General features: G+C 71.0%; 24 protein-coding genes and 1 other RNA gene. 7 read left to right on the forward strand and 18 right to left on the reverse strand.

The genetic code is table 11. From position 1 onward, the window contains the following. Nucleotides 1-81 precede the first annotated feature (81 nt). Both DEJ17_RS09530 and DEJ17_RS09535 read left to right on the forward strand, forming a co-directional pair. On the forward strand, nt 82-1,464 hold the full coding sequence (locus tag DEJ17_RS09530; RefSeq protein ID WP_110893352.1) for an O-acetylhomoserine aminocarboxypropyltransferase/cysteine synthase family protein: 1,383 nt from the start codon (nt 82-84) through the stop codon (nt 1,462-1,464). Beyond that, nucleotides 1,465-2,769, forward strand: a complete 1,305-nt coding sequence (locus DEJ17_RS09535; protein ID WP_110893356.1) for an LLM class flavin-dependent oxidoreductase — start codon at nt 1,465-1,467, stop codon at nt 2,767-2,769. Nucleotides 2,770-2,785: 16 nt separating this feature from the next. On the opposite strand, the gene DEJ17_RS09540 is transcribed toward DEJ17_RS09535, so the two are convergent. The 7 genes from DEJ17_RS09540 to DEJ17_RS09570 form a co-directional block, all read right to left on the reverse strand. After that, on the reverse strand, nt 2,786-3,637 hold the full coding sequence (locus DEJ17_RS09540; RefSeq protein WP_110893358.1) for a hypothetical protein: 852 nt from the start codon (nt 3,635-3,637) through the stop codon (nt 2,786-2,788). A 162-nt stretch (nt 3,638-3,799) separates the two neighbouring features. Continuing rightward, nucleotides 3,800-4,176, reverse strand: a transfer-messenger RNA (tmRNA) gene (ssrA, locus tag DEJ17_RS09545). Nucleotides 4,177-4,271: 95 nt separating this feature from the next. After that, nucleotides 4,272-4,748: an SsrA-binding protein SmpB gene (smpB, locus tag DEJ17_RS09550; RefSeq protein ID WP_027465851.1), complete on the reverse strand. Its 477-nt coding sequence runs from the start codon at nt 4,746-4,748 to the stop codon at nt 4,272-4,274. Between the two features lie 131 nt (nt 4,749-4,879). After that, on the reverse strand, nt 4,880-5,794 hold the full coding sequence (gene ftsX, locus DEJ17_RS09555) for a permease-like cell division protein FtsX (protein WP_110893360.1): 915 nt from the start codon (nt 5,792-5,794) through the stop codon (nt 4,880-4,882). After that, entirely contained in the window at nt 5,791-6,546 is a 756-nt protein-coding gene (gene ftsE / locus DEJ17_RS09560; protein ID WP_017888215.1) for a cell division ATP-binding protein FtsE, read from the reverse strand. The genes ftsX and ftsE overlap by 4 nt, the downstream gene beginning before the upstream one ends. 61 nt (nt 6,547-6,607) lie before the next feature. Then, a complete protein-coding gene (prfB, locus tag DEJ17_RS09565) occupies nt 6,608-7,717 on the reverse strand; it encodes a peptide chain release factor 2 (protein WP_110893362.1) in 1,110 nt (369 codons plus the stop codon). A 138-nt stretch (nt 7,718-7,855) separates the two neighbouring features. Beyond that, nucleotides 7,856-8,362: a GNAT family N-acetyltransferase gene (locus DEJ17_RS09570; RefSeq protein WP_110893364.1), complete on the reverse strand. Its 507-nt coding sequence runs from the start codon at nt 8,360-8,362 to the stop codon at nt 7,856-7,858. A gap of 138 nt (nt 8,363-8,500) precedes the next feature. Between DEJ17_RS09570 and DEJ17_RS09575 the strand changes: the two genes are divergently transcribed. Continuing rightward, a complete protein-coding gene (locus DEJ17_RS09575) occupies nt 8,501-9,136 on the forward strand; it encodes a hypothetical protein (RefSeq protein WP_110893366.1) in 636 nt (211 codons plus the stop codon). Here the strand turns inward: DEJ17_RS09575 and DEJ17_RS09580 are convergent. Genes DEJ17_RS09580 through DEJ17_RS09590 form a run of 4 tightly spaced genes read right to left on the reverse strand, consistent with a single transcriptional unit; the run spans nt 9,129 to nt 11,244 of the window. Further along, nucleotides 9,129-9,626, reverse strand: a complete 498-nt coding sequence (locus DEJ17_RS09580; protein WP_110893368.1) for a hypothetical protein — start codon at nt 9,624-9,626, stop codon at nt 9,129-9,131. The two genes, DEJ17_RS09575 and DEJ17_RS09580, sit on opposite strands and share 8 nt — an antisense overlap. 2 nt (nt 9,627-9,628) lie before the next feature. Beyond that, on the reverse strand, nt 9,629-9,826 hold the full coding sequence (locus tag DEJ17_RS17540; RefSeq protein WP_146239680.1) for a hypothetical protein: 198 nt from the start codon (nt 9,824-9,826) through the stop codon (nt 9,629-9,631). After that, nucleotides 9,823-10,047: a hypothetical protein gene (locus DEJ17_RS09585; protein WP_110893370.1), complete on the reverse strand. Its 225-nt coding sequence runs from the start codon at nt 10,045-10,047 to the stop codon at nt 9,823-9,825. The genes DEJ17_RS17540 and DEJ17_RS09585 overlap by 4 nt, the downstream gene beginning before the upstream one ends. 15 nt (nt 10,048-10,062) lie before the next feature. Next, nucleotides 10,063-11,244: a cysteine desulfurase family protein gene (locus tag DEJ17_RS09590; protein ID WP_110893372.1), complete on the reverse strand. Its 1,182-nt coding sequence runs from the start codon at nt 11,242-11,244 to the stop codon at nt 10,063-10,065. 59 nt (nt 11,245-11,303) lie between these two features. On the opposite strand from DEJ17_RS09590, the gene DEJ17_RS09595 reads away from it, so the two are divergent. The 3 genes from DEJ17_RS09595 to glgB all read left to right on the forward strand — a co-directional run bounded on the left by DEJ17_RS09595 (nt 11,304) and on the right by glgB (nt 18,157). Next, nucleotides 11,304-13,403 carry a glycogen-debranching protein gene (locus tag DEJ17_RS09595; protein WP_110893374.1) on the forward strand — a complete coding sequence of 700 codons (2,100 nt, stop codon included), beginning with the start codon at nt 11,304-11,306 and terminating at the stop codon, nt 13,401-13,403. A 174-nt stretch (nt 13,404-13,577) separates the two neighbouring features. After that, the gene (locus tag DEJ17_RS09600) at nt 13,578-15,578 is read left to right on the forward strand and encodes an alpha-1,4-glucan--maltose-1-phosphate maltosyltransferase (RefSeq protein ID WP_181421125.1); all 2,001 of its coding nucleotides are present in this window, start codon (nt 13,578-13,580) and stop codon (nt 15,576-15,578) included. Further along, the gene (gene glgB / locus DEJ17_RS09605) at nt 15,575-18,157 is read left to right on the forward strand and encodes a 1,4-alpha-glucan branching protein GlgB (RefSeq protein WP_110893376.1); all 2,583 of its coding nucleotides are present in this window, start codon (nt 15,575-15,577) and stop codon (nt 18,155-18,157) included. Before DEJ17_RS09600 ends, glgB begins: the two co-directional genes overlap by 4 nt. A gap of 87 nt (nt 18,158-18,244) precedes the next feature. Here glgB and DEJ17_RS09610 read toward each other — a convergent pair whose 3' ends face one another. Further along, nucleotides 18,245-19,255, reverse strand: a complete 1,011-nt coding sequence (locus DEJ17_RS09610; protein WP_110893378.1) for a tetratricopeptide repeat protein — start codon at nt 19,253-19,255, stop codon at nt 18,245-18,247. Further along, nucleotides 19,252-20,994, reverse strand: coding sequence for a hypothetical protein (locus DEJ17_RS09615; protein ID WP_110893384.1), 1,743 nt, complete (start codon nt 20,992-20,994; stop codon nt 19,252-19,254). The genes DEJ17_RS09610 and DEJ17_RS09615 overlap by 4 nt, the downstream gene beginning before the upstream one ends. Nucleotides 20,995-21,178: 184 nt before the next feature. On the opposite strand from DEJ17_RS09615, the gene DEJ17_RS09620 reads away from it, so the two are divergent. Then, on the forward strand, nt 21,179-23,020 hold the full coding sequence (locus DEJ17_RS09620) for a hypothetical protein (RefSeq protein WP_110893386.1): 1,842 nt from the start codon (nt 21,179-21,181) through the stop codon (nt 23,018-23,020). 87 nt (nt 23,021-23,107) lie between these two features. On the opposite strand, the gene DEJ17_RS09625 is transcribed toward DEJ17_RS09620, so the two are convergent. From DEJ17_RS09625 to DEJ17_RS09645, 5 genes are all read right to left on the reverse strand, one after another. Continuing rightward, nucleotides 23,108-23,857 carry an alpha/beta hydrolase gene (locus DEJ17_RS09625; RefSeq protein ID WP_110893387.1) on the reverse strand — a complete coding sequence of 250 codons (750 nt, stop codon included), beginning with the start codon at nt 23,855-23,857 and terminating at the stop codon, nt 23,108-23,110. Further along, on the reverse strand, nt 23,854-24,156 hold the full coding sequence (locus tag DEJ17_RS09630) for a hypothetical protein (protein WP_110893389.1): 303 nt from the start codon (nt 24,154-24,156) through the stop codon (nt 23,854-23,856). The genes DEJ17_RS09625 and DEJ17_RS09630 overlap by 4 nt, the downstream gene beginning before the upstream one ends. 12 nt (nt 24,157-24,168) lie before the next feature. Then, entirely contained in the window at nt 24,169-25,041 is an 873-nt protein-coding gene (locus DEJ17_RS18050) for a lytic transglycosylase domain-containing protein (protein ID WP_258366744.1), read from the reverse strand. Between the two features lie 186 nt (nt 25,042-25,227). Then, nucleotides 25,228-25,776, reverse strand: a complete 549-nt coding sequence (locus DEJ17_RS09640) for a DivIVA domain-containing protein (RefSeq protein WP_071406375.1) — start codon at nt 25,774-25,776, stop codon at nt 25,228-25,230. 77 nt (nt 25,777-25,853) lie between these two features. After that, on the reverse strand, nt 25,854-26,798 hold the full coding sequence (locus DEJ17_RS09645) for a phosphatidate cytidylyltransferase (protein ID WP_110893475.1): 945 nt from the start codon (nt 26,796-26,798) through the stop codon (nt 25,854-25,856). Nucleotides 26,799-26,853 lie beyond the last annotated feature (55 nt).

Below are 26,853 nucleotides of genomic sequence, written 5' to 3' on the forward strand. Positions count from 1 at the left end.
CTCGCGTAACCGGAGGCCGCAATCGCCTGTCCGCCCCGAGGGGCTGCGAGGCTACCGCGAGACGACCCCCGGAGGTGTCCCATGGCGACCGACGACCACGGCTTCGCGACCGAGCAGGTACACGGCGGCTTCGTGCCCGATGCCGGGCACGGCGCCCGGGTCCCCGCGATCCACATGTCCTCCGGGTTCCTGTTCGACGACTTCGACCAGGCCCGTGACCGCTTCGCCGACACCGACGACGGCTACACCTACACGCGCCTCGGCAACCCCACGAACGCCGACGTCGAGCGTCGCGTGGCGCTGCTCGAACGCGGTGTCCAGGCGATCCTGGTCGGCAGCGGTCAGGCGGCGGCGACCGTGGCGTTCCTCGGCCTGCTGCAGGCCGGCGACCACGTCGTCAGCGCACGGAGCATCTACGAGGGCACGCGCGGCCTGCTGCTGCAGAACCTCGGCCGGCTCGGCATCGAGGTCGACTTCGTCACCGACGCCCGCGACCTCGACGCCTGGGCCGCCGCGGTCCGACCGAACACGAAGGCGTTCTTCGCCGAGACGATCCCGAACCCGAAGAACGACGTCCTCGACATCACCGGCGTCGCCGAGACCGCGCACCGCGCCGGCGTCCCGCTGATCGTCGACAACACCCTCGCCACGCCGTACCTGGTGCGCCCGGTCGAGCACGGTGCGGACATCGTCGTGCACTCGGCGTCGAAGTTCCTGTCCGGCCACGGAGCCGGACTCGGCGGCGTGGTCGTGGACGGCGGCCGGTTCGACTGGACCGCCGCCCCCGAGCGCTGGACCCACCTGACCAGCCCCGAACGGTCCCTGGGCGGCGAGAGCTACGTCGAGCGGTTCGGCAACCGGGCGTTCGCCGTGTTCGCCCGCGACGTCGTCGCCGCACGCATCGGCCCGGCGCCGTCCCCGTTCAACGCGTTCCTGCTCCGCCAGGGCATCGAGACGCTGTCGCTGCGGGTGGAACGCCACTGTGCGAACGCGCTGGCCGTCGCGTCCTGGCTGGACCAGCAGCCGGAGGTGACGAGCGTCGACCACGCGGGCCTGGCCTCCAGTCCCTTCCACGACCTCGCCCAGCGCTACCTGCCCCGCGGGGCCGGGTCCGTCTTCGCCTTCACGCTCGCCGGTGGCGAAGCCGCCGCGCGGGCGTTCATCGACGCCGTGCAGCTCTTCAGCCGGATGACCCACCTGGGCGACGTCCGCTCGCTGATCCTGCACCCGGCCACCACCACGCACGCCGGCCGTACGCCGGAGGAGCGAGCCGAGCAGGGGATCAGCGACGGCTTGATCCGCCTGTCGGTCGGCATCGAGGACGTCGCGGACCTGCTCCGCGACCTGGAACGCGGGTTTGCCGCGGTGCGGTCCGCAGGCGCCGCCGGCCTGGAGGCGCGTGGAGCGTCGGACGCGCATGGTGCAGCAGTCGGTGGGCCGGCCCTCGACCGGCAGGAGCGCTGAATGGCCGAGCTGCAGCACTTCGGGTACTTCTTCTCGCGCGGCTTCGGCCCGCAGGCGTGGGGGCGGTCCGACTGGGACTGGGGCCACGACTGGACGAAGCCGGACCTGTACCAGCAGTCCGTCCGGACGCTCGAGCAGGCCGGCATGGACCTGGTCATCGCCGAGGACGCCGTCTCGCTCGGGAACCCCGCGACCCTCGACCTGCGCATCCGGCAGGCGTACGGCGGCCCGAAGCACGACCCACTGCTGCTCGCCCCGTACCTGTTCGCCGCCACCTCGCATATCGGCATCGCGCCGACCGTCAACGCGGGGATCACCCCGCCGTACCTGGCGGCACGGCAGTTCGCGACCCTGGCGCACCTGTCCTCGGACCGGCTGGGCATCAACGTCGTCACCGACGTCGGCAGCGCACGCCACGCCGGCCTGCCGCCGTTGCCGCACGACCAGGCGTACGACCGCGCCGAGGAGTGGATCACCCTGCTCCGCCGGCTCTGGCACTCGTGGGGCGACGCGTACGTCGGCGCACCGGACTCGTGGCACTTCGCGGACGGCGACGCGCTCGACGCGTTCCACCACGAGGGCGCCCACTTCACCGCCGACGGTCCGCTCAACGCGCTGCCGCTGGCGTCTGACCCCGTGGTCGTCTCCCCCGGTGGCTCGGGCCGAGGGCTCGCGTTCGCCGGCACCCACTCGGACGTGCAGCTCGCGCTCGCGCCGCTGTCCGCCGCCGCGGTGACGGACTACCGTGCCCGGGTGATCGCGGCAGCCGAGGCCGCAGGGAGGTCCACTGCGGACCTCCGGATCCTGTTCGTGCTCAAGCCCGTGATCGTGTCCTCGCCGGAGGAGGCCGACCGCATCGTCGCGGCGTCCGAGCACCCCACCGACGAGGCCCTGCGTACGGCGGCGATCGCGTGGTCGAGCGACTCCGAGACCGACCTGCTTGCGCTCGACCTGGACGCCCCGGTGCCCGAAGGGACCTTCGGCGACCACGTCTCCGCCGGCACGGTCCGCGGGCTGCTCGGGGACACCCCGGACGCGCCGCTGCGGGAGCTGCTCACCCGCAAGGCGCGGCAGGGGCGGATCGCGTCACGCTCGGGCTTCGTGGGGACTGCCGATGAGTTCGCGGACTTCATCGAGGAACTCGGCAGCGACGCCGACAACGACGGGATGATCTTCTCGGGCGACCTGCACCCGGCGCAGATCCACCGGATGTTCGGCGAACTGGTGCCCGTGCTCCGGCGCCGAGGGCTCCTGCGACGGGAGTACGGCGCCGGCGGGATCCGGGCGAACCTGTTCGACTTCTAGCTGGTGCGGCTGCGAGCTACTTCTTCTTCTTGGACTTCTTCTTCCCGTCGTCGTCCTTCTTCGACTTCTTCTTCTTGTCGTCGTCCTTCTTCTTGGACTTCTTCTTCCTGTCGTCGTCCTTCTTCTTGGACTTCTTCTTGTCGCCGTCCTTCTTGGACTTCGCCGTGCGCTCACCCGCCGGCAGCGGCAGGACGGCCGCAACGGTCTCCGGCTCGGACCGGGCGTCGGCGTCGGCGTCGGCGGGCGCAGCCTCGGTCTCAGGCGACTCCACCCCGTCGATCGGCTCGACGACCACGGCCGAGCCGGTGTCCAGCCCGACATCGACCGCGTGCTCCTCGAGCACCGGTGCCAGGGCGTCGGCGACCCGCTCGACCGTCAGCACCGCGTCCGCCTCGGCGAGCCGGAGCAGGGCCTGCGCGGTCCGCACCCGGGTGGTCGCCTTGCGCGAGAGGACGTCCGACCGCGCGCCCTCGAGGAACGTCCGCAGAGCCCGTTCCACGGCGGAGCGTCCGCGCGGGGCAGCGCGGTCGAGCCGGTCGAGTTCACCGGCGACCCCGGAGACGTCGTCGGCGACGTGCTCGTGGCGAACCGACTCGACGAGGGCGGCGATGGCAGCTGCGGCACGTTCGACCCCGGCAGAGCGCTGGTCGAGCACGACGAGCATCTCGACCACCGAGCCGTACGTGACGGTCTCGAGCCGCACCGGTTCCGCGCCCCGACCGCGGACGACCAGGCGGGCATCGGGGTTCGGCAGCCACGCGGCGAGGGCGGCGACCGTGGCGACGGAGCCGACGATCCGCTCGTACTCGCTGAGTACCACTCGTTCCTGCTCCCGCAGACGGACACGGATCGCGATCTCCTGCACCACGTGCTGACCTCTCGTTCGGGTTCGACGCGAGCGTGTTCTGCGCGCCTGCTCGGGAGCGTAGTCCTCGGACGTGGCGGAACAGCGAACGCCCCGGCACTGTCCAGGGGACGGTGCCGGGGCGTTCAAGTGGCGCAGCGTGACAGCGGCTCGTCGTTCGGCGAATGGTGGAGATGGGGGGAATCGAACCCCCGTCCATCGCTGCAATTCGACGTCTTCTACGGGCGTATCCGGATAGTTCGTTCTGCTCGGCCCCGTCCTTTGCTACCGGCTTCTAGGACGACGGGCCCAGTCTCAGTGCAAGTCCCGCACGGCCCTGAGGCGCAACCGTGCAGCAAGTCCTCTGGATGACGCCGGGATCAGGTTAGAAGACGGTCACCTGGCCGACGGACTTCATGTGCTGGGCTGCTTACGCAGCGAGAGCGAAGTCAGTGCGCTTGGAATTGGCACTTGTTGTTTTCCACGGATCGTTTACGAGATAACCGTGGGTCCTCGGCCCGCTTCCCGTCGGCACACAGGCAATGTCGAAACCGATCATCCCCATGCGGGCCGGACGTGCGAACCGCTGTCACGCTGTTGAGTTGCCAATGCCCCGTTGGGAGCAGTCCCTCAGTCTAGCCGAGGCGGTGCGCCGGCGCTACTCGCCGACGCGGTTCCGGGTGCGCATGGCCCGCTCGGCCTCACGCTTGTCGGTCTTCTCCCGCAGGGCCTGGCGCTTGTCGAACTCGCGCTTGCCCTTCGCGACGGCGATCTCGATCTTGGCACGACCGTCGTGGAAGTAGATCTGCAGCGGCACGAGGGTGTAGCCGCCCTGGGCCGTCTTGTGCGAGATCTTCACGATCTGCTGCTTGTGCAGGAGCAGCTTGCGCTTCCGTCGGGGCGAGTGGTTGTTCCACGTGCCTTCGGTGTACTCCGGGATGTGCACAGCGTCGATCCACGCTTCGCCACCGTCGATGTACGCGTACCCGTCGACCAGGGACGCCCGCCCCATCCGCAGGGACTTCACCTCGGTGCCGGACAGGACCATGCCCGCTTCGTACGTGTCCTCGATGAGGTAGTCGTGCCGGGCGCGACGGTTCGTCGCGACGATCTTCTCCCCGCGTTCCTTCGCCATGACGACTCCTCTCGATGGTGACCGGTGCAGTGCGCTGCACGGGTGGTTCCGCGCAGCCCCACAGACTACTCAACACGAAGCGGGCGGCGCACCTTCCCGGCGCGCCGCCCGCTCGCGGATGCTGTGCTGCGTCAGACCTTCAGGTACCGGCGGATGGCGATCGACGCCGACGCCGCGGCGAGGAGCACCCCGATCACGATCACCGCGGGGACGACGATGGCCGCGTCCCCCATGCCGATGAACGCCGTGCCGGTGAAGCGCTCCGCCAGGAAGTTCCGGACGAAGAACCAGACCACCGCGGTGATCGCGCCACCGGCCAGGACGGCTCCGATGGCGGCGGCGATCACCCCCTCGAGCACGAACGGTGTCTGGATGAACCGGTTCGACGCCCCCACGAGCCGCATGATGCCGAGTTCTCGCCGTCGACTGAACGCCGACAGGCGGATCGTCGTCGCGATGAGCAGCACCGCCGCCACGAGCATGAGCGCCGCGATGCCGATCGCCGTGTACGACGAAGCGTTGAGCAGGTTGAAGATCGGCTGCAGGTACCCGCGTTGGTCGACGACGCTCTGCACTCCGGCGACCTTCGACAGGCTCTCGACCAGGACGTCGGCCTGCGACGGGTTCTTCAGGTTCACCCAGAAGGTCTCGTTCAGGTACTCCGGCTTGACGAACTCCGTCGCGGCCGAGTCCTTGAACTGCTCCTTGAACCGGGTGAACGCCTGGTCCTGGTTCTCGTAGTAGGTCTTCTCGATGTACGGCGCGAGCGTCGACGAGTCGAGCTGCGCCTGGACCTGCTCGCGCTGGTCCGCGGTGGCCTTGGCACCGGTGCAGTTGCCCGTGGTGTCGGTGTCGGTGCACAGGTAGACGGCGACCTGCGCCCGGTCGTACCAGTACCCCTTCATCTGGTTGATCTGCATCTGGAGCAGGATCGCCGTGCCGACGAAGGTCAGGGAGATGAAGGTCACGAGGACGACGGAGACGACCATCGACGCATTGCGTCGCAGGCCCGAGCCGACCTCGGACATGACGAGCCCGAGCCTCATCGGATGAGCCCCGGGATCGTCTGGATGCCGGTGGTGTTGGACACGGTGCCTCGCTGGATCGGGACGGCCTGGGTCTGGTAGCCGCCGGACTGCTCGTCGCGCAGGACGGTGCCGTTCGAGAGCTCGATGACCCGACGCTGCATCTGGTTCACGATGCTGGCGTCGTGCGTCGCCATCAGCACGGTGGTGCCTCCCTGGTTGATGCGTTCGAGGAGCGCCATGATGCCGGCGGACGTGGTGGGGTCGAGGTTTCCGGTGGGCTCGTCGGCGAGCAGGATCGCCGGCTTGTTCACGACGGCGCGGGCGATGGCCACACGCTGCTGCTCACCACCGGAGAGTTCGTGCGGCATGCGGGTGGCCTTGCCGGCGAGCCCGACGAGCTTCAGCACGTCGGTCACGGCCTCGCTGATGAAGCCCTTGCTCTTGCCGATCACCTGCAGCGAGAACGCCACGTTGTCGAACACGTTCTTGTTCGGCAGCAGACGGAAGTCCTGGAAGACCACGCCGAGGTTGCGGCGGAAGTACGGGACCTTCCGCGACGCCAGGGAGCCGAGGCGCTGCCCGAGCACGTGGATCTGCCCGCTGGTGGGCTTCTCCTCCTTGAGCACGAGGCGCAGGAAGCTGGACTTGCCGGAACCGGACGCGCCCACGAGGAAGACGAACTCGCCCTTGAGGATCTCGAGGGTGAGGTTGTCGAGCGCCGGACTCGGGTTGCCCGAGTAGACCTTGGTGACCTGGTCGAATTTGATCATGACCGGATCAGGGTAGGTCGCCCCGCTTGGAAAACAAGCGAGGCGCGCGGCTCACGAACCCCTACTCGGCGGCGGATTGCTTGCGCCAGCGGATGCCAGCGTTGATGAAGCCGTCCAGATCGCCGTCGAACACGGCTGAGGGGTTGTTCACCTCGTGCTCCGTCCGGAGGTCCTTGACCATCTGGTACGGCGCCAGGACGTAGGAGCGGATCTGGTCGCCCCAGCTCGCCGTGATGTTGCCGGCGAGTTCCTTCTTCTTCGCGTTCTCCTCTTCCTTCTTCAGGAGGAGCAGGCGCGACTGCAGCACGCGCATGGCGGCCGCACGGTTCTGGATCTGCGACTTCTCGTTCTGCATCGAGACGACGGTGCCGGTCGGGATGTGCGTCAGGCGCACCGCGGAGTCGGTCGTGTTGACGGACTGCCCGCCGGGGCCCGACGAGCGGAACACGTCGACGCGGATGTCGTTCTCGGGGATGTCGATGACGGCGGTCTCCGGCATGAGCGGGATGACCTCGACCGCGGCGAAGGACGTCTGGCGCTTGCCTGCGGCACCGAACGGCGACATCCGGACCAGGCGGTGGGTGCCGGCCTCGACCGACAGCGTACCGAACGCGTGCGGGGCGTCGATCTCGAAGGTGGCGGACTTGATGCCCGCTTCTTCGGCGTACGAGGTGTCCATCACGGTGGTCTTGAAGTTGTGCTGCTCGGCGTACCGCAGGTACATGCGGAGGAGCATCTCGGCGAAGTCCGCCGCGTCGACACCACCCGCGCCGGCACGGATCGTGATGACCGCCGGACGGTCGTCGTACTCGCCGTCGAGGAGCGTCTGCACCTCGAAGTCGCCGATCATCTTCTGGATCGCCTTGAGCTCGGCGAGGGCTTCGTCGGCGGACTCCTGGTCGTCGCCTTCGTTCGCCATCTCGACCAGTACCTCGAGGTCGTCGATGCGCTGCTCGGTGTCGGTGATCTTCTTCAGCTCCGACTGCCGGTGCGAGAGCGCGCTCGTCACTTTCTGCGCGTGGTCGACGTCGTCCCAGAGGTCCTGGGCCCCGGCCTGCTCGCTGAGGTCGGCGATCTCACGCTGCAGGCGGTCGACGTCGACCACCGAGCGGATGTTGCCGAAGGTCTCGCGAAGGGCGGAGAGCTGCTCGGTGAAGTCCAGTTCGACCATGGTCACCGATCCTACCGGCGCGAGTCCGACTCGGCCGACCGGGAGGCCCGGTGCGGGTCCGTCCCGCCGGTCGCGGTCGTCCTCCACGCGCCCTGCACCCCCGCCCCGGCCCCGCAGCACCGGGTGACCGGCGCTTCGTCATCCGGGCCTCCGGTGCGACCTGGCGATCGCGTACCGTCGCAGCCGCACGCCCCCGCGGCGCTCGGTCGACAACAGGACGGCGTCGTAGTGCTCCAACACCCCGATGGAGCCGGCGTTGTCATCGCGGCAGACGGCGACGACCGGGTCGATCCCGACGCGCGATGCGTGCGCGAGCACCTGGCCCAGCGCCCACGTCGCCACGCCCCGGCCCCTCGCCGACGGGCGGATCCCGTACCCGACGTGGCCGAACCGCTCCACGCCGGCGGCGTCTCCCGGAGCCCGGAGTGCGATCCCGCCCAGGACTCGGCCGTCCTCGACGATCCACCAGAGCGCCCCGGGTCTGGCGTGCAGTCGGCCGACCCAGGTGCGGAACCCGTCCTCGTCGCCGACGTCGTCGTGGGCGGTGATCCCGAACCCGTCCTCGTGCACGCCCGGCCCCCACTCGGCATGCGCTTCAGCCCACGCCTCGTACAACGCCGCCTGCGGCCTCACCAACTCGAGCATGTCCAAGTATCACAACGAAGCGGGTCGGTGGCGATCCCCTCGTGCGGATCCGACGGCAGTCGCTTCCGGAGTCGCCCGCGCGACCCAACCGACCGTGGCCCGTAGAGTCGAGAGACCCTCGACGTCAGGACCAGAACGATGACCAGCCCCGCAACCGACCCAGCCGGAGCCGATCGATGGGCAGCCGCCGCCCGGCTCGCCGACGGCCAGAGCGACGACGGGCTCCACCGTCGCCGGACGCGCGTGTTCGTGTGGGTGGGGGCACTCGTCCTGGTCTCGTGGGCGGTCGGGGTGGTCCTGGCGCTCGTGCTGGTGCCGGCCACCGGGAGCAACCACGCGAGTGGCGGCGGTGGCGTGCAGCTGCTCCTCCAGCTCCTGCTGTTGCTGCTCGGGCTGGTCGTCGGCATCGTCGGTTTCGTGTGGGCATACCGCTCCGGTCACTACGTCACTCGCTGGCGATCGGTGAGCAGCCCGCTCTCGCGCGCTGAGCAGCGGTCGGTGCGGCGTCAGATCGCAGGCAAGGAGCCGATCGACGACGAGCACGCGGACATCGTCACCGCGGTCGCCGTGCAGAACCGTCGAGCCACGCTCGGGATCCTGCCGATCTTCGGCGCCCTGATGCTGTTCGCCGCGTCGACAGCGGTGAGCACGGACAGTCTGCCCATCAAGCTGATCGAGCTCGTCGCGTCGTTCGCGGTGGTGATCGGGCTCGTCCAATTGGCCGTGCAGTACCGACGAGCCGGGCGGTTCCTCTCGGAGCACGCCCTCAGCTGACGCCGTCCGGCTGGCCGCCCGCAACGCTCGACCGTCGGCGGCGTCGGCGCCTCAGGACCAGCAGGAGACCGACCAACGACGCGGCGCTCCCGAGGAACACCCCCGCTCCGAGCCACGTCGTGACGGACGTGCCGTGCCCGAAGAGCGCGTTGATGAGCATGCCGAGTCCGACGGCCACGCCGGTGAGCAACACCGCGCAGGTCGGTTCGAGCCACGGAGGCGACAGGAGCGACCGTCGATCGACCGGGAGGCCGTTGTCCAGTCGAGCACGCGCTGCTCGCTCGCGGTCCTGGATCGCGATCCCGATCGTCGGTCCCCAGAACGCCACCGTCGCCTGGCTGCCGTCGGGATCGACCAGGATCAGGATCGCCATCGTCGCCACCGCGCCGCCGAGGTACCACCAGGGGAAGACCCGACGGATCGGGACGGCCCAGCGGCTGTCCGGCCGGATGCCGTTCCGAGGGTGGTGCTCACCGCTGTTGGTGGCCATGGTCAGCGCTCCCGGCGCAGCCCTCGGATGAGCAGAGCGGTGGACACCAGCATCGTGCCGGAGACCAGCACCGCGGCCCCGAGGACGGCAGTCGGTGTGCTTCCTGCGGACACGAGCAGCACGATCCCGATGAGCGCGAACGGAGCACCGACGAGCAGGCCCACCAGGTCGGCGCTGCCCTCTGGTCTCGGAGTGGTCACGAGATCAAGCTACTGGCGCGCACGTGCGAGCTTCGCTTCGAACGTCGCAGCCGAGATCGCCGGTGTCCCACCCAGGCACCGACGAGGACGACGACCGCGCAGACGAGGGTGACGAACCCGAAGGGCCGGGATCCCGGCTGGGCGAACAGCGCGACCGAGACCCCGAAGAACACGATGCCGAGCAGGGCGAAGACGACCCACACGGCGGACGAGCGAAGCATGCCCGGAGTCAACCGCTACCGCCCGAGCAGCGGCTCCCTCGATGCCATCCCCGCGGCACCGGCCCGTGCGACCGCATCCGGCAGCGCTGCCAGGAACGCGTCGACGTCGGCATCGGTCGTCGTGTGCCCGAGCGTGATCCGGAGCGCACCACGGGCGTCCTGCTCCGACAGTCCCATCGCGAGCAGCACGTGCGACGCCTCGGGCACGCCGGCCTGGCACGCCGACCCGGTCGACACGGCGACCCCGGCTGCGTCGAGCAGGAACAGGAGCGAGTCACCCTCGCACCCGGGGAACGTGAAGTGCGCGTTGCCCGGCAGGCGGTCGACCGGGTCCCCCATCGGCACCGCTGACGGCACGGCCGCACGCACCCCGGCGACCAGGCGGTCCCGCAGGGCCACGAGCGACGGGTGCGGCATCGGCTCGGCGACGACCGCGCCGGCCGCCACACCGAAGGCCGCAGCCGCCGGGGCGTCCTGCGTGCCGCTCCGCACCTGCCGCTGCTGCCCACCACCGTGGATGAGGGGCTCGACGGTGGCCTTCCGTCCGAGCACCAGCGCACCGATGCCGACGGGCCCGCCGACCTTGTGTGCGGAGACGCTGAGTGCGTCGAGGCCGGACGCGGCGAACGACACCGGTACCTGCCCGTAGGCGGCGACCGCGTCGCTGTGCACGGGCACGCCGGCGGCGTGCGCGGCCTCGACGATCCGTGACACGGGCTGGATGGTGCCCACCTCGTTGTTCGCCCACAGGAACGTGACCAGGGCGACGTCCGAGGCGTCGGCGAGTCGCGCCTCCAGTCCGGCGAGGTCGACGCGACCCTGCGCGTCCAACGGGACCACGTCGATGACGGCGCCCTCGTGCGTCTCCAGCCAGGTCAGGGTGTCGACGGTGGCATGGTGCTCGCCGCCGGGGACCACGATGCGGGGGCGTGCGCGGTCGCGTTGGCGTGCCCAGAAGAGGCCCTTGACGGCGAGGTTGATGCTCTCGGTGCCGCCGGAGGTGAACACGACCTCCACCGGGTCGGCGTCGAGCGAGCGGGCGACGGCGGCGCGGCCGTCCTCGAGCAGCATCTTGGCGCGCTGACCGGCGCTGTGGATGGACGACGGGTTGCCGACGGTGCCCAGGGCATCGGTGAAGGCGGCGAGCGCCTCCGGCAGGATCGGCGTCGTCGCGGCGTGGTCGAGGTAGACCGACAAATGCACCCCCTGGATCGAGCAGTGTCCAGGATACGCGCCGGTCCTCGTACCCTTGTCGCGTGCACGAGACAGCGATCGACCTCACGCCGGGGTTCTCCCTGGCCGGGACCGTCCCCCGGTTCACCCTGCGGTCCGCGACGGCGACGGGCGTCGTCCTGGTCGTGACGAGCGCAGACAGCGCGGACGGAGCCGACCGCACCGACGCCCGACCGACGCGGTACCCGCTCGAGCGGGTGCCGGACACCGACGTGTGGACCGGCGAGGTCCCCGGGGTCGTCCCCGGCGACCGGTACCACCTGCTGGTCGACGGACCGGTCGGACCGCGGCACGAGTTCGACCCGACGCGTCCGCTGCTCGACCCGTACGCGCGCGGCATCCTGCCGACCGGCGACGACGAAGCGTCCGGCCCCCGCTGGACCAGCGTGGTCGTCGACGACGCCTTCGACTGGGGCGGCGTCGTGAAGCCACAGGTCCCGGTCGACCGCGCCGTCGTCTACGAGGCGAACGTCCGCACCCTGACGGCTGCGAACCCGCACCTGCCGGAGCACCTGCGCGGCACGTACGCCGGGGTCGCCCACGAGAGCACGATCGCGCACCTGCACCGCATCGGCGTCACGACGCTCGAGCTGCTGCCCGTGCAGGCGTTCGACACCGAGCGGTGGCTCCGCGACGCCGGCCGCCAGAATGCCTGGGGCTACAACACGCTCGGGTTCTTCGCCCCGCACGCCGCCCACGCCTCGGCACCCGCTCAGCAGGAGGGCGCCGACGCCGTCCTGCGCGAGTTCAAGGGCATGGTCCGGCTGCTGCACGAGGCCGGCATCCAGGTCGTCCTCGACGTGGTCTACAACCACACCGCAGAAGAAGGACTGGGCGGTCCGACGACGAGCCTGCGCGGCATCGACGGCGCGAACCGGTACCGCTGGGCGCAGACCGACCCGCCCCGTCGGGACACCTACTACGACACCACCGGCTGCGGGAACACGCTCGACACCTCGGTCGAGGCGACGGCCGACCTCGTCGTCGACAGCCTGGTGTACTGGGCGCGCGAGGTTCAGGTCGACGGGTTCCGCTTCGACCTGATGGCGGCCCTGGCCCGCGACGGCGAGCACCGGTTCGACCCGTCGCACCCACTGCTCGAGCGCATCCGGAACCACCCCGACCTGCAGGACACCCTGGTGATCGCCGAGCCGTGGGACGTCGGCCCGGACGGCTGGAAGACCGGGGCCTTCGGCGCTGCCGGTGGACGGACGGCCGAGTGGAACGACGGCTTCCGCAACACGGTCCGCCAGTTCTGGCTCACCGACATCGCCGAGGAGCGTCGCACCGGCATGCCCCAGACCGGGATCGGCGCGCTCGCCGGAGCACTCACCGGTTCACGGCATGTGTTCGGTGCCGACCGCGGGCCGCTGGCGAGCGTCAACTTCGTCACCGCGCACGACGGCTTCACCCTGCTCGACCTGGTGTCGTACGACGGCAAGCACAACGAGGCCAACGGCGAGGACAACCGCGACGGCTCGAACGACAACCGCTCGTTCAACCACGGCATCGAAGGCGACACCGCCGACCGCGGAGTCCGTGCCGCCCGCGGCCGTTCCATGCGGAACCTGCTGGCGACGCTGATGCTGTCCGCCGGCGTGCCGATGCTCACCGCCGGCGACGAGCGGAGCCGCACCCAGCACGGCAACAACAACGCCTACGTGGTGTCCGACGACCTGACCCCCGTCGACTGGTCCGACGACGAGGACGCCGAGACGATGACCGAGGCCGTGGCCGCGCTGGCCCGGTTCCGGCAGGCGCACCCCGCGCTCCGGCCCACGCGCTTCGGCGTCGAGGGGCAGGAGACCCCCGGGGCCTCGCGGATGTCCTGGTACGGCCCGGACGGGCACCCGATGACGATCGAGGGCTGGGACCAGCCGGTGCACCGCGCCCTGCAGTACTTCGTCGAGTCGACGCCCGAACACGAGCCCTTCGACCGCGTCCTGGTGGTGGTGCACGGCAGCGGCCGCACCCGCGACCTGACCCTGCCGGTGCGCGAGGACGTCCTCGGGTACCGGCTGGCCTGGTCGAGCGAGAAGCACCGCGACCACGAGCGCCTCCGACCTGCCGGGCAGGTCTTCACCGCCTACGGCCCCGGCATCCACCTGTTCGAGGTGGCGTAGCGCCGAGCAGTCGGGTGCGGCCCGGCGTCGCGACCGACCGCGGGACGCCAGGCCCGTGGCGGCTCCGCCACGGGCCCGGCGTCCGGTCCTCCACAGGCTCCACGGCGCGCCCGGCAGTCCGCAGCGGGCCGATTCCGGGGAACGCGGAGCCGCTCGCCGGGTAGCGTCGCTTCCGTGGCCACCGCAGACCGACCCCGCCGCCCGAAGATCGGGCGCATCCCGATCACCGAGCTCGCCCCGAGGACGCCGAACGGCTTCCCCGGCAAGGCATTCGACGGCGAGGTGATCACGTTCGGTGCAACCGTCTTCCGAGAAGGACACGGCATCATCGGCGCCGACCTCGTCCTCGAACGCCCAGACGGTGGAACCCGCACCGTCCCCATGACCCTCGGCGCCCCCGGTACCGACCGCTACGAGGCGACCGTGCAGGTCGACCACGTCGGCGTCTGGACCTGGCACGTCGAGTCGTACTCCGACGACTGGGCGAGCTGGCTCCACGGCGCACGCCTGAAGATCGCCGCCGGCGTCGACACCGAGGCGACCCTGCTCGACGGCGCCGTGCTGCTCGACCGGCTGGCCGAGGAGACCGACTCCCCCGCCGCCACCCGGGCCGCCGCACGCGTCCGTGACACCGATCTCGACCCGGCCGAACGCCTGGCCGCCGTCGACGACCCGCGCATCGTCGCCGAGGTCGAGGAAGCCCCGCTCACCTCGCTCCGGACCCACTCACCCACCCAGCTGCTGGACGTCGAACGCACCCGCGCCGGCGTCGGTGCCTGGTACGAGTTCTTCCCCCGCTCAGAAGGCGCGAAGAAGAACCCCGACGGCTCCTGGAAGAGCGGCGACTTCCGCACCGCGGCCCGCCGCCTGCCCGCCGTCGCCCGGATGGGCTTCGACGTCATCTACCTGCCGCCGATCCACCCCATCGGCACCACCGCCCGCAAGGGGCCGAACAACACGCTCACACCCGGCCCGAACGACCCCGGCAGCCCCTGGGCGATCGGCTCGCCCGAGGGCGGGCACGACGCGATCCACCCCGACCTCGGCACCGAGGACGACTTCCGCGACTTCGTCGAGACGGCGAAGAACACCGGCATGGAAGTCGCGCTCGACTTCGCGCTGCAGTGCTCCCCCGACCACCCCTGGGTCACCGAGCACCCGGAGTGGTTCACACGGCGCGCCGACGGCTCGATCGCGACCGCCGAGAACCCGCCGAAGCGGTACCAGGACATCTACCCGATCCAGTTCGACACCGACCCCGAGGGCCTGGTCACCGAGGTCGAGCGCGTCCTGCGCCACTGGATCGCCTTCGGCATCCGCATCTTCCGGGTCGACAACCCGCACACCAAGCCGCTCTGGTTCTGGGAACGCGTCATCCGCGAGATCCGTGACGAGCACCCCGACACCGTGTTCCTCGCCGAGGCGTTCACCCGCCCGGCGATGATGCGAGCGCTCGCCGAGGCCGGGTTCCAGCAGTCGTACTCGTACTTCACCTGGCGCAACACCAAGGACGAGATCGAGGACTACTTCACCGAGCTCTCCCACGAGACGAGCGACTACCTGCGCCCGAACCTCTTCGTGAACACGCCCGACATCCTCACCGAGTACCTGCAGTTCGGCGGCCGTGCCGGCTACAAGGTGCGTGCGGCGCTGGCCGCCACCGGTGCCCCGACGTGGGGCATGTACGCCGGGTACGAACTCTTCGAGGACGTCGCCCGACCGGGCTCGGAAGAGAACATCGACAACGAGAAGTACGAGTACAAGCCGCGGGACTTCGCCCTGGCCGAGGCCGAGGGGGCATCCCTGGCGCCGTACGTCACGATGCTCAACCGGTTCCGGCAGGCGCACCCGGCGCTGCGACAGCTGCGGAACCTGCACGTGCACGCCGCCGAGGACCCGGCGATCGTCGTCTACTCGAAGCACCTGTCCGGCGAGTTCATCCGGTCAGGACGCCCCGACACCGTGATCGTGGTCGCCAACGTCGACCCGCACTCCGCCCGTGAGACCACCGTGCACCTGGACCTCGCCGCACTCGGTCTGCCGACCGAAGGCCTGTTCGACGTCCGCGACGTCGTGACCGGCCAGCGGTGGACCTGGGGCGCGTCGAACTACGTCCGCCTGGACGCGTTCCAGGAGCCCGTGCACCTGCTCGTCGTGGAAGGACCCCACCGATGACCCCCGAACCGACCGACCCCACGAAGCGCGGACCGGCCGTCCCGCCGGTGCCGCCTCCGCCGCCGGCCGTGCCGCGGTACGAACCGAAGGTGTCCGCGCCGGACGAGGACCTGCCCGGCGCTCCGCCGGCGCAGCGCGAGGCGCCCGACCGCGGCGTGGCGGAGTCCGCCACGCTCGCAGGGCACCCCGCCGACCCGACGCACCCGCGGCAGCCGTCCGTGGCAGCCGCGGCATCGTCGGACGCCCCGACGGCCCCGGCCGGAGGCGCTGCACCCGTGGTCCGCCCGGCCTCCGTCGACGCGCCCGTCGCCCCCACCGCTGCTGCTTCGGCGCCGGCTCCGGCTGACGTGTCGGCGCCGGCTCCGGCTGACGCCTCGGCTCCGGCCGCTGCCGGTACGGCCACGGATCCGCGTCCGGCTCCGATCGAGGACTGGCTGCGTCTGCAGGTGGCCGAGGGACGCTGGTCGCAGCCGCACGACGTACTCGGCCCGCACCCGGTCGACGGCGGCACCAGCGTCCGCGTCGTCCGACACCTGGCCCGCGCGGTGCGGATCGTGCGCCCCGACGGCGACGACATCGAGCTCACGCACGAGGGCGACGGGCTCTGGGCCGGTGCCACCGCCGACTCGCTCGGCCGCTACCGCGTCGAGTCGGAGTACGACTACGACGAGTCCACGGACGAGGACGACGCCACCTGGACCACCGACGACGCGTACCGGTTCGCCCCGACGCTCGGCGAGCTCGACCTGCACCTGTTCGGCGAGGGCCGTGACGAGCAGCTCTGGCACCACCTCGGCGCACACGCCCGCACGGTCGACGGTGTCGACGGTGTCGCGTTCGCGGTCTGGGCGCCCCGCGCCACCGCCGTCCGCGTGATCGGCGACTTCGAGGGCTGGGAAGGCCGCACCACCGCGATGCGCCGTCTGAGCGACCTCGGCGTCTGGGAGCTGTTCTGGCCCGGCGCCGTCGTCGGGCAGCGCTACAAGTTCCAGATCCTCACCGACTCCGGCTGGGTGGAGCGGGCCGACCCGTTCGCCCGCGAGGCCGAGATCGCGCCGGCGACGGCCTCCGTCGTCACCGAGTCGACGTACACCTGGTCCGAGGGCGACGCCGCGTGGATGGAGCGCCGCGCCCAGACCACCACGCACGACGCCCCGATGAGCGTCTACGAGGTGCACCTCGGCTCGTGGCGTCCCGGGCTGTCGTACCGCGAGGTCGCCGACCAGCTCATCGGGCACATGGAGTACACCGGCTTCACCCACGTGGAGTTCCTGCCGCTCGCCGAGCACCCGTTCGGCGGCTCGTGGGGCTACCAGGTCACCGGGTACTACGCGCCGACCGCACGCTTCGGTTCGCCCGACGACCTGCGCTACCTGATCGACCGCCTGCACTCCGCCGGCATCGGCGTGATCATGGACTGGGTCCCCGGGCACTTCCCGAAGGACGAGTGGGCGCTCGGTCGCTTCGACGGCTACGCGCTGTTCGAGCACCCGGACCCCCGCCGCGGCGAGCAGCTCGACTGGGGCACCTACGTGTTCGACTTCGGGCAGCCGCAGGTGCGCAACTTCCTGGTCGCGAACGCGCTGTACTGGCTCGAGGAGTTCCACATCGACGGCCTGCGCGTCGACGCGGTGGCCTCGATGCTGTACCTCGACTACTCCCGTACCGACTGGCTGCCGAACATCCACGGCGGCCGCGAGAACCTCGACGCGATCGCGTTCCTGCAGGAGACGAACGCGACGGCGTACAAGCGCTACCCCGGCATCGTGATGATCGCGGAGGAGAGCACCTCGTGGCCGGGCGTGACCCAGCCGACGAGCGCCGGTGGGCTCGGTTTCGGGCAGAAGTGGAACATGGGTTGGATGCACGACTCACTCGAGTACGTGCAGCGCGACCCGGCGTACCGCAGCTACCACCACGACGAGATCACGTTCTCGTTCGTCTACGCGTTCAGCGAGCAGTTCACCCTGCCGATCAGCCACGACGAGGTCGTGCACGGCAAGGGGTCCCTGTACGGCAAGATGCCCGGCGACGAGTGGCAGAAGCTCGCGAACGTCCGCGCGTACCTGGCGTTCATGTGGGCGCACCCCGGCAAGCAGCTGCTGTTCATGGGCCAGGAGTTCGCCCAGCCCGCCGAGTGGTCCGAGGCGAAGGGCCTCGACTGGTGGCTCCTCGACCAGCCCGGCCACCGCGGCGTGCAGGACCTCGTCGCGGAGCTCAACCGCGTGTACAAGGACTCCCCTGCGCTCTGGACGCACGACTCGACGGCCGACGGCTTCGAGTGGCTCGAGGGCGGCGACGCACCGCACTCGACACTCGGGTTCCTGCGGAAGGACGGCGACGACCGGGTCGCGGTGTTCGTGAACTTCTCCGGCGTGCCGGTGGAGCGTCGCTTCGGGCTGCCGACGGCAGGCCAGTGGCACGAGGTGCTCAACACCGACGCAGCCGAGTACGGCGGATCCGGAGTCGGCAACCTCGGCGTCGTGACCGCAGAGGACACCCCGTGGGCGGGCCGCCCGGCCTCGGCGCACCTCGTGGTGCCGCCGCTCGGTGCCGTCTGGCTGAAGCTGGCCCAGTAGCCCGGCCAGCGTCCGCGACGCGACCGACAGACGGACGGGAGGCCCGGTGCCAGCTGGCACCGGGCCTCCCGTCTGTCTCGTTCGGGGCTAGTACAGGGCGTTCGCCAGGCGGCGACGCGCCGCGACGACGCGCGGGTCCTCGCTGCCGATGAGCTCGAAGTACTCGACGAGCCGGACGCGCAGGGCCTCACGATCGCCGCCGAACACCGTCGGCACGAGGTCGAGCAGGCGCCCGAAGGCATCGTCGACGTGTCCGCCCGAGATGTCGAGGTCGGCGACCGCGAGCTGTGCCTGGACGTCCTGCGGGCCGGCGGCAGCGGCCGCGCGGATCTCGTCGGCCGTCCGGCCGTTCAGTCGGTCGAGCAGCGACACCTGCGCGAGCCCGGCCACCGCCATCTGGTCGTGCGGGTCCTGCAGGATGGCGGTCTTGTACTCCTCGATCGCGGTGGCGTAGTCGCCCCGCTCGATCGCGTCGTACGCGGCCTGGTGGTGCGGCGGGAGCGGCTCCGGCTCCGGCTCGCCCTGCTCGGCGTCGGCGGGAGCCGCTGCGCCGTCGACGGTGACGCGACCGGACACGCCGTTCTGCTCAGCGGCCTGGAGCACCTGCTCGTAGACGTCTCGGACCTGCGCCTCGGGCAGTGCCCCGACGAAGAGCCCGAGCGGGCGTCCGCCGATGACGGCTGCGACGGTCGGGATCGACTGCGCCTGGAACGCCTGCACGAGCTGGGGGTTCGTGTCGGCGTCCACCTTGGCGAGCACCACGCGGCCGTCGTACTCCGCGGTGAGCTGCTCGAGGATCGGCGAGAGCTGCTTGCACGGCCCGCACCACTCGGCCCAGATGTCCACGATGACCGGGACGACGTTCGACAGCTCCAGGACGTCCTGGAACGTCGCGTCGGTGACGTCGATCACGAGCGACGGGACGGTCAGGTCGGCACCGTTCACGGCGCCGGCCTCGGTGCCGGGTACCGCAGCGCCGCCGGGACCCGCCGGGGCCGGAGCACCGGACGGCTGGGGCGCCCGCTGTGCACGGTCGACGAGGGACGACAGGTCCACGGCTCCGCGGAGCCCGGACGGGGTCGGGGGGATGTTGCTCATTGCACCTCACTCGCTGCGGTCAGGCCCTGTGTGAACCCGAGCAGAACCACTTTGCCATCCGAGGCGACCGGCGGCACGTAGAAGAGCAGCTGGACGCTGTAGGTCGCGCTGATGCCCTTCTTGCTCGTGTCCACACCGGACAGTGCCTTCACGGCGCCCTCGGTGTTCACCTCGGCGCCCGACGCGGTCGGGGTCACCTTCTCGATCTCGTCGAGGTCGGCGGAGACCAGTGCCCCGGCGTCGTCGGTCGCGATGGCGACGGCGGAGTCGGCGGGGACCTCGGACGAGTACTCGATCTTCGCCGTGTCCGGCAGCGCCTTGGCCTTCTTGTCCTTGTACGCCTTGCCGATGGTGGTGCGGAGCGCATCACCCTCGGTCGCGAACAGGTCGGCGTACTCGCTGGCGGTGTCCTTCGACAGGATGTCGCCGTAGGCGGACGCGACCTGGTCGGGCTGGATCGTCAGGAGCTTCGACTCCGGCGCGAGCAGTGCGGCACCGATCGTCGTCGGGGCGAGGCTCGGGATCTTCGCGTCGGCCTCGAGCGAGACGTCGTACGCCACCTTGTACGGATCGCGGGCGGTGTCCTGCACCAGGGTCAGCGCCTGCGGCGCCGACTTGGCGTCGCAGTCCTCGGCGACGATCGTGAAGACCGTGCGCGGCCAGGTGTCGGTCTGCTGCGGCAGTGCGACGCACACCTGCGCGGCCGAGATCGCCGGCGGTGCCTTGACGTCCGAGTCCTTGCCGCGGATGGAGTAGTTGGCCAGCCGCAGGTCGAGTGCGGCTCCGGAGAACCGCGTCCGCACCAGGTCGCGGTCGCGCGCCCCGTCGGCCTGCTTGGCGACGGCCGCCGTGCGCTGCACGATGCGGGTGATCTGCTGCTTGGTCGCAGCCGTCGGTTCGGTCGTCTCCGCAGCCCCCGTGGCTGTGGCCGTCGGGGTCGGCGTGGCGAGCGACGGATCACCACCCTGCGGCCAGTAGTCCGAGGAACAGCCGGCCAGGGTCAGGGCACCGACGAGCAGCACCGGCACGCCGATCAACGCACGCGTGCCACGACGACCGCGACGCGGCACCTGGGCTCCGGCGGCGGCGGCTCGACGGGAGGCACGCACCCGCGGCGGGCGGCTGCCCCCACTGCGACGGCGGGGACCGCGACCACGGCGCTGGTGCAGGAAGGCGAGGACGAGCAGCACGAGGCCTCCGAGGACGAACACGCCGCCGGCCACGAGCAGCGGACCGACCGCCGGCGTCGCAGTGTCCTGCGGCCAGGTGACGGACACGTCGCTGGGCGCTGCTGCCTCGCCGTCGCTGACGACCAGGACCGAGACGTCCTGCGGCAGGCGGACGGTGAACTGTCCGGCACCGTCGTACTCCTGGTACCAGAGGTCACTGCCCTCGGGCGAGGGAACGCTGGTCTCGCTGCCCGTGGTCGACCCGACCAGTGAACCCTTCTCGGCGTCGAAGCGGAGCGTGTTGTGCTCGGCGTCACCGATCCAGGCGTCGACGTCGGCGGTCTTGCCGTACGCCGCGAAGACCTTGCCGGAGCCGGACACGTTGATGCGCTGGTAGCCGGGGTTGGCGTTGAGCGTGGTCCCCGGGATCACCGTCACCGGGGCGGAACTGGTCGTCGAGCTCTCGGCCACGAGCGAGGACGGCGGCGCGAACACGGTCCGCTGTCCCACCGCCAGCGCCACGAGCAGCAGACCGATGACGAAACTGACGATCGCCAGGACGAATCGCACGAACTCTCTCCCTACCGCGCCGGGGTGGGGATGTCGGCGCGCGAATCAGCGACTCAGGATAGCGAGCAACGCTGGACAGTGCATCAATCCGCGCTGTCGCCGGACTCAGACGACCCGCTCCGGCCGCCACTACAATCGACCGCGGGCCGATCCGAGCCCTCCGCCGACCACCCAGGAGCGACACGTGGCGAACGACGAGGCCGAGTTCGGGACCGAGCTGCGCGGGTACCGCCGCGACGAGGTGGAGCGTTCGCTGAACGACCTGCGCCGTGAGCTCATCAAGTCGAACAACGACCGCGCCGACGCCGCGAAGGAGATCCGTCTCCTGCAGGCCCGCGTGTCCGAGCTGCAGGGCGAGCTGGACGAAGCCGGCACCCCCACGTACAGCGGGCTGGGCACCCGCCTCGAGTCCACCCTGCGCGTCGCCGAGGAGCAGTCGACCCGGCTCATCAGCCAGGCCGACATCGACGCTCAGCGCCTTCGTGCGTCGAGCCGCGCCGAGGCCGAGCGCACCGTCCGTGAAGCACAGGAAGAAGCACGCGACACCCTCGACGACGCGCGCACCCGTGCCACCAACGAACTGACCCGCGCTCGTGCCGAGGCGGCCGACACCGTCGAGCGCGCCCGCGCCGAGGCCGGTCTGCTCACGCAGGACGCCCGCAACGAAGCGGCCGCGATCCGCGGTGCCGCCGTGACCGAGGCCGCCGAGGTCCGCTCCGTCGCCATCCGCGAGACGAACGCACTGCGCGCCCAGGTCGAGCACGAGGTCGCCGAGCTGCGCGAGATCGCCCAGCGCGAGTCCGCGGACGCCCGCACCGCCGCGGCCGAGCTCGACCGCGAGACCGAGCACCGACGTTCGGTCTTCGAGGCCGACCACGCCCGCCGCACCGAGGACCTCGACCGCGAGGAGACGACCCGGCGCGATGCCCTCGAGCGCGAGGTCACCGAGGGTCGCGCCGCCTGGCACCGTGAGCGTGACGAGGAGCAGCAGGCACATGCGCTGGCGCTCGAGACCGGTCGTGCCGAACTCGAGTCCGAGGCCGCACGCCGTCGCGCCGAGCTCGACAGTGAGGTCGCCGACCGCCGCCGCGAGCTGGACGAGGATCTCTCGGCCGCCCGCGCCCAGTGGGACCGCGAACTCGCCGCAGCCCGCACCGCCCTCGAACAGGAGATCGAGGCGGCCCGCGCGCAGCTGCGCGTCGACGAGGAGCAGACGCGCGTCGAGAACGCGCGCCTGGTGCAGGAGACCGCCGACCGGATCGCCCGTGAGCTCGAGGAGCACGACGCTCGGATCGCGCAGGAGCGCGAGGAGGCCGACGCGGCAGCCGAGCGTGCCGTCCGCGAGCACGAGACCGCCATCGCCGCTCGCCGGGAACGCGAGCACGCCGAGGTCGACACCGAGATCGCCGACCGTCGCGCCGCCGAGCTCGGGGTGCTCGAGGCCGAACGCACCGCCCTGCGGCAGGAGATCGACACCGCCCGCGCTGCCCTGGTGAAGGAGCGCGACGAGGTCCGTGCCGAGATCGCCCGCGAGCGCGACGAAGCCCGCACGACACTCGAGTCGGAACTCGCGGCCCGTCGCGACGACGCCGAGCAGGACTACCTCCGGAAGCACCACGAGACCGTGACGGAGACGCAGAAGTACCTGGACGAGGCGAACCTGCAGCTCGCCGAGGCCACGCGCCGCGCGACCGAAGCCCGCGAGCGCGCCGAGCGCCTGCAGCAGGAGGCCGACGACCTCGAGCGCACCAGCACGGCCGAGGCGCAGGAACACGCTCGCACGATCGTCAGCGACGCGCAGGACCGGGTGCACCGGATGGTCGCCGATGCCGAGGAGCGCACCGCTGGCATCATCGCCGAGGCCGAGGACCGGCTGGCGGCGATCCGTACCGAACGCGAAGCCGTCGCGGGTTACCTCGAGAACCTCCGCGGGGTCCTCACGAACGCCACGGGCCTGCTCGGCACGGCACCAGCCGCAGCGACCGCTTCGGCCGAGGACGACGACGTGGACGCGACCGACCGCTGACGGTCCACGGCCCGGAGGCGCGACCGCGCCTCCAGGCCGTCCCGGCTGACGCGCGTGACGGGCCCCAGGGCGCGCTGTGACCGTCGCTCAGACCGGCCAGTGGGTCGGCAGCGGCGCGGTGCCCGGGACGACGAGGTCGGCGATCGCGTCGAGGACGATCCGGACGTACCGCTCCCCCACCCACAGGTGCTTCGCACCCGCGACGGGCACGACCCGGACGTTCGGGCTGACGGCGAACCGCGCAGCCGCCGCGTCGGGCTGCAGGAAGTCGTCGTGCTCCGGGACGAGCGCCACGACCGGGACGTCGACGGCAGCCCAGCGGGCGAGTTCCTCGTCCGAGGTGCGGTGCAGCGACGGGGACAGCAGCACGACCCCGGCGACGGTGCCGGCCTCGACGTGTTCGAGCGCGTGCTTGAGGATGACCTCGGTGCCGAAGGACCAGCCGACCAGCCACGGCGTCGGCAGCCCACGGTCGACGACCTCGGTGACGGCGGCTCGCAGGTCGAAGCCCTCGGACACGCCCTCGCCGAAGACGCCCTCGGACGTGCCGCGCGGAGACGTGACGGACCGGAAGTTGAACCGCAGCACCGCGATGTCGGCGAGGGCGGGCAACCGTGCGGCGGCCTTCTTGAGCACGTGCGAGTCCATGAACCCGTGCGCGGTCGGCAGGGGGTGGAGCGTGACGATGGTGCCGCGGGCCGGGGTGTCGGCCGGCTCGGCGAGTTCACCGACGAGCGTGAGGTGGTCGTCCGTGACGAGCTCGACATCGGTGCGACGGGCCGGCAGCACGGTGGCGGATCGGATCTCGGTGTCGTGCGTCACGTCGTGCTCGGTCATGCGATGCTCCAGCAGTGGTTGTGCCAGTGCCGGCGCGACGCCAGGTCGGCGGCGTCACCGAGCACACCGTCCGCGCGCCAGACCACCACGTGGGCGGTGCCGGGCACGACGGATCCGCCGCAGCCCGGGCAGATGTACTCCTTCTGCGCCGACGCGGCCGAGATCGGCTGGACCTGGTACTCGCGACCGTGGCGGACCTCGGTACGTTTCCACGAGCTCATCAGCCGGTCGAGGGTGGTCTCCTCGTCAGGCTCGACGTCACGACCACGGGGACGCCGCGGTCGGTTGCTGCGCGGCACCCGAGCAGCCGATCAGTACCAGTTGTTGGCCTGGCTGTGACCCCAGGCGCCACAGGGGGTGCCGTAGACGCCGGCGATGTAGTTGAGACCCCAGGTGATCTGCGTCGCCGGGTTGGTCTGCCAGTCGGCACCGGCCGTGGCCATCTTGCTGCCCGGGAGGGCCTGCGGGATGCCGTACGCACCGCTGGGGTTGTAGGCGTTCACCCGCCAGCCGGACTCCTTGTTCCACAGCGAGACCAGGCAGTTGTACTGGTCGGTCCCCCAGCCACGAGCCGTGACCTGCTGCAGGGCGATCGCCTGCGCGCTGCCCGGGTCAGGGGTCGCAGCCGTGGCGGCGAGCGTGTTGGCGGCCGAGACCGGCTCGGTCTGGGTTGCCGCGGCGTCCGTGGCGTCGTCGGCGGTCTCGGCGTCCGCCTCGTTCGCTTCGACGACGGGCTTGACGACCTTCGGGGCCGGGACGGTGACGTCGTAGCCGTCACGGTCGGCGGCGGCCACCGCGTAGGTGCCGTGCGCGGTGTACTGCTGCGGCGCCGGCGGCGTCTTCACGAGCACCGGGGTGTCGACGGCGGCCTGTGCCACGTCGGCCTGCAGGGGGTTGAACAGCGAGCCGCCGACGAACAGGAACACACCGACGAAGGACATCATCGGGGCGGTCGCGCGCTTGCGGGCCACGGTGTTCACCGACGAGGCACGGGCGGGCTTGACGAGCTTCGCGGTCGCACGGCGCTGCACCGTCGCGGTGCGCTGCTTCGCGGGACGCTGGTCGGCGTCGACCAGAGCATCGTGGGCGAAGGACGCCACGCGCTCGTCGGAGACGCGGTTCGCCGCCACCGACTTCGGCGTGGCGACCGGACCCGTCGTCGCCGGCTCTGCCTGCTGGGTCACCCCGAACGCCGACGTCTCCGTCGTGCGGGTTCGCTGCATTGCCGCGCGGCGCTCACCGGCAGCCTGGAGGCCGAGGTGCTCGCGGGTATCGCGGTCGGAGCTTGAGTCTGCCGTGTGCCTGCCCATGAGTAGGTCCAGAGTAACGGAACGATCACGGAAAGCGAAGCACCTGGGGACAGCGCGTCGTCACCGGACAGCGAGCATCACTTCGACGACGGCGTCCAGCAGTGCGTCGACCTGCGCCTCTCGGTAGCCGCCGTGCTTCGGGCGGAACACGATCGAACGAACCTCGGTGAGGCTGAGCGGCTTGCCCTCGCGGAAGTACCCGGCGAGTCGGGCGGCGAACGCGTCGACGTCCTTCGGGTGGTAGCCGGTGCCGAGCACACTGACCCGGCTGAACCGCTGGCCGTCGGGCCGCTCGAGCCGAGCAACGACGTCGGAGGCCTTCGTGCGCGCCTCGGCGTACCAGGCCTTCTTGCCGACCTCGCTCATCTCCCGCTCTCGCTCACGGGCAGCGAAGGCGTCCTCGAGCCGCTCGAGGGCGGCGTCGACGTGCGAGGTGGAGTAGCCGCCCTTACGCATCGAGAACGCCGTGGCGCGGATCTTGGCGGCCTCGATGCCGGGGGCGCTGTCGTCAGCGGAGTACGCGCGCCGGGCGTCCTCGAGGAAACGCTCGACTTCGTCGACGTCGTAACCGAGGGCGGAACGGGCTGCGGTCGGGAAGGTGGTGGCCACGGCGTCATTCTGCCAGTCCCGACCCGTGGCACAACCTGGACGCGCTGAGTGCCGCGTTCAGCCCGGGGCGACGAAGGTCAGTGGTTGACGATCAGGTACAGCACGTAGGCGACCGCGGCCGACGGCAGGATGCTGTCGATGCGGTCGAGCAGCCCACCGTGTCCGGGCAGGAACGACGAGATGTCCTTGATGCCGAGGTCGCGCTTGATCATCGACTCGGTCAGGTCGCCGAGCGTGGCCGAACCGGAGATGAGCACGCCGAGCAGGACACCGGTCCACCAGGGCAGTCCGAGCATGAACAGGGCAACCAGGATGCCGACGACGATGCTCGCCGCCACGGACCCGGCGAAGCCCTCCCACGTCTTCTTGGGGCTGATGCGGGGCGCCATCGGGTGCTTGCCGAGGTTCAGCCCGGTTGCGTACGCACCGGTGTCGACCGCGACGACGACGAGGATGAACCCGATCACCCAGAGGTTGCCGTCGCGCTGGGCGGAGAGCAGCACGACGCAGGCACCGAGCAGTGAGATGTAGGCCTGGACGAACAACCCGTTCGTGAGGTCACGGACGACGTTGCCAGCCGAGGGCTTCTGTCGGGCGACGGCGACCTCGACCAGTCGCCAGACGCTGATCACGACGATGCCGCCGAGCAGGGTGAACAGCGCCGCGGCCTGCCCGACCAGGAACGCCGCCGGCACGATCGCGATCGCGACGGCGACGCTCGGGATCCTCGGGACGTCGCGCCCGGCGAACCGCATCGCGCTCGTCAGCTCGTACACGCCCACGCCGAGCAGGAAGGCGGCGACGACCATGAAGGACGGCGGCCAGAGGAGCAGCGTCCCGAGCATCACGACCGCGAACGCGAGCGCGATGCCGATCGCCGCCGGCAGGTTGCGCCCGGTCCGCGCGGTCAGCGCTTCGTTGCGCGCGCCGAAGTCGGCCTTCCGCTGGCGGAGCTGCGCCTCGAAGTCGGTGCGCGCCGCTCGTGCGCGCGCATCGAAGTCCTGGCGGAGCCCCTTCTTCACGGGCCCGCTCGACGCGGGCCCGTGCTCTGCTGTGGGGCGGTCATCGCCCTGGTCG

The organism is Curtobacterium sp. MCSS17_011 (assembly GCF_003224275.1).
Taxonomy (GTDB): domain Bacteria; phylum Actinomycetota; class Actinomycetes; order Actinomycetales; family Microbacteriaceae; genus Curtobacterium.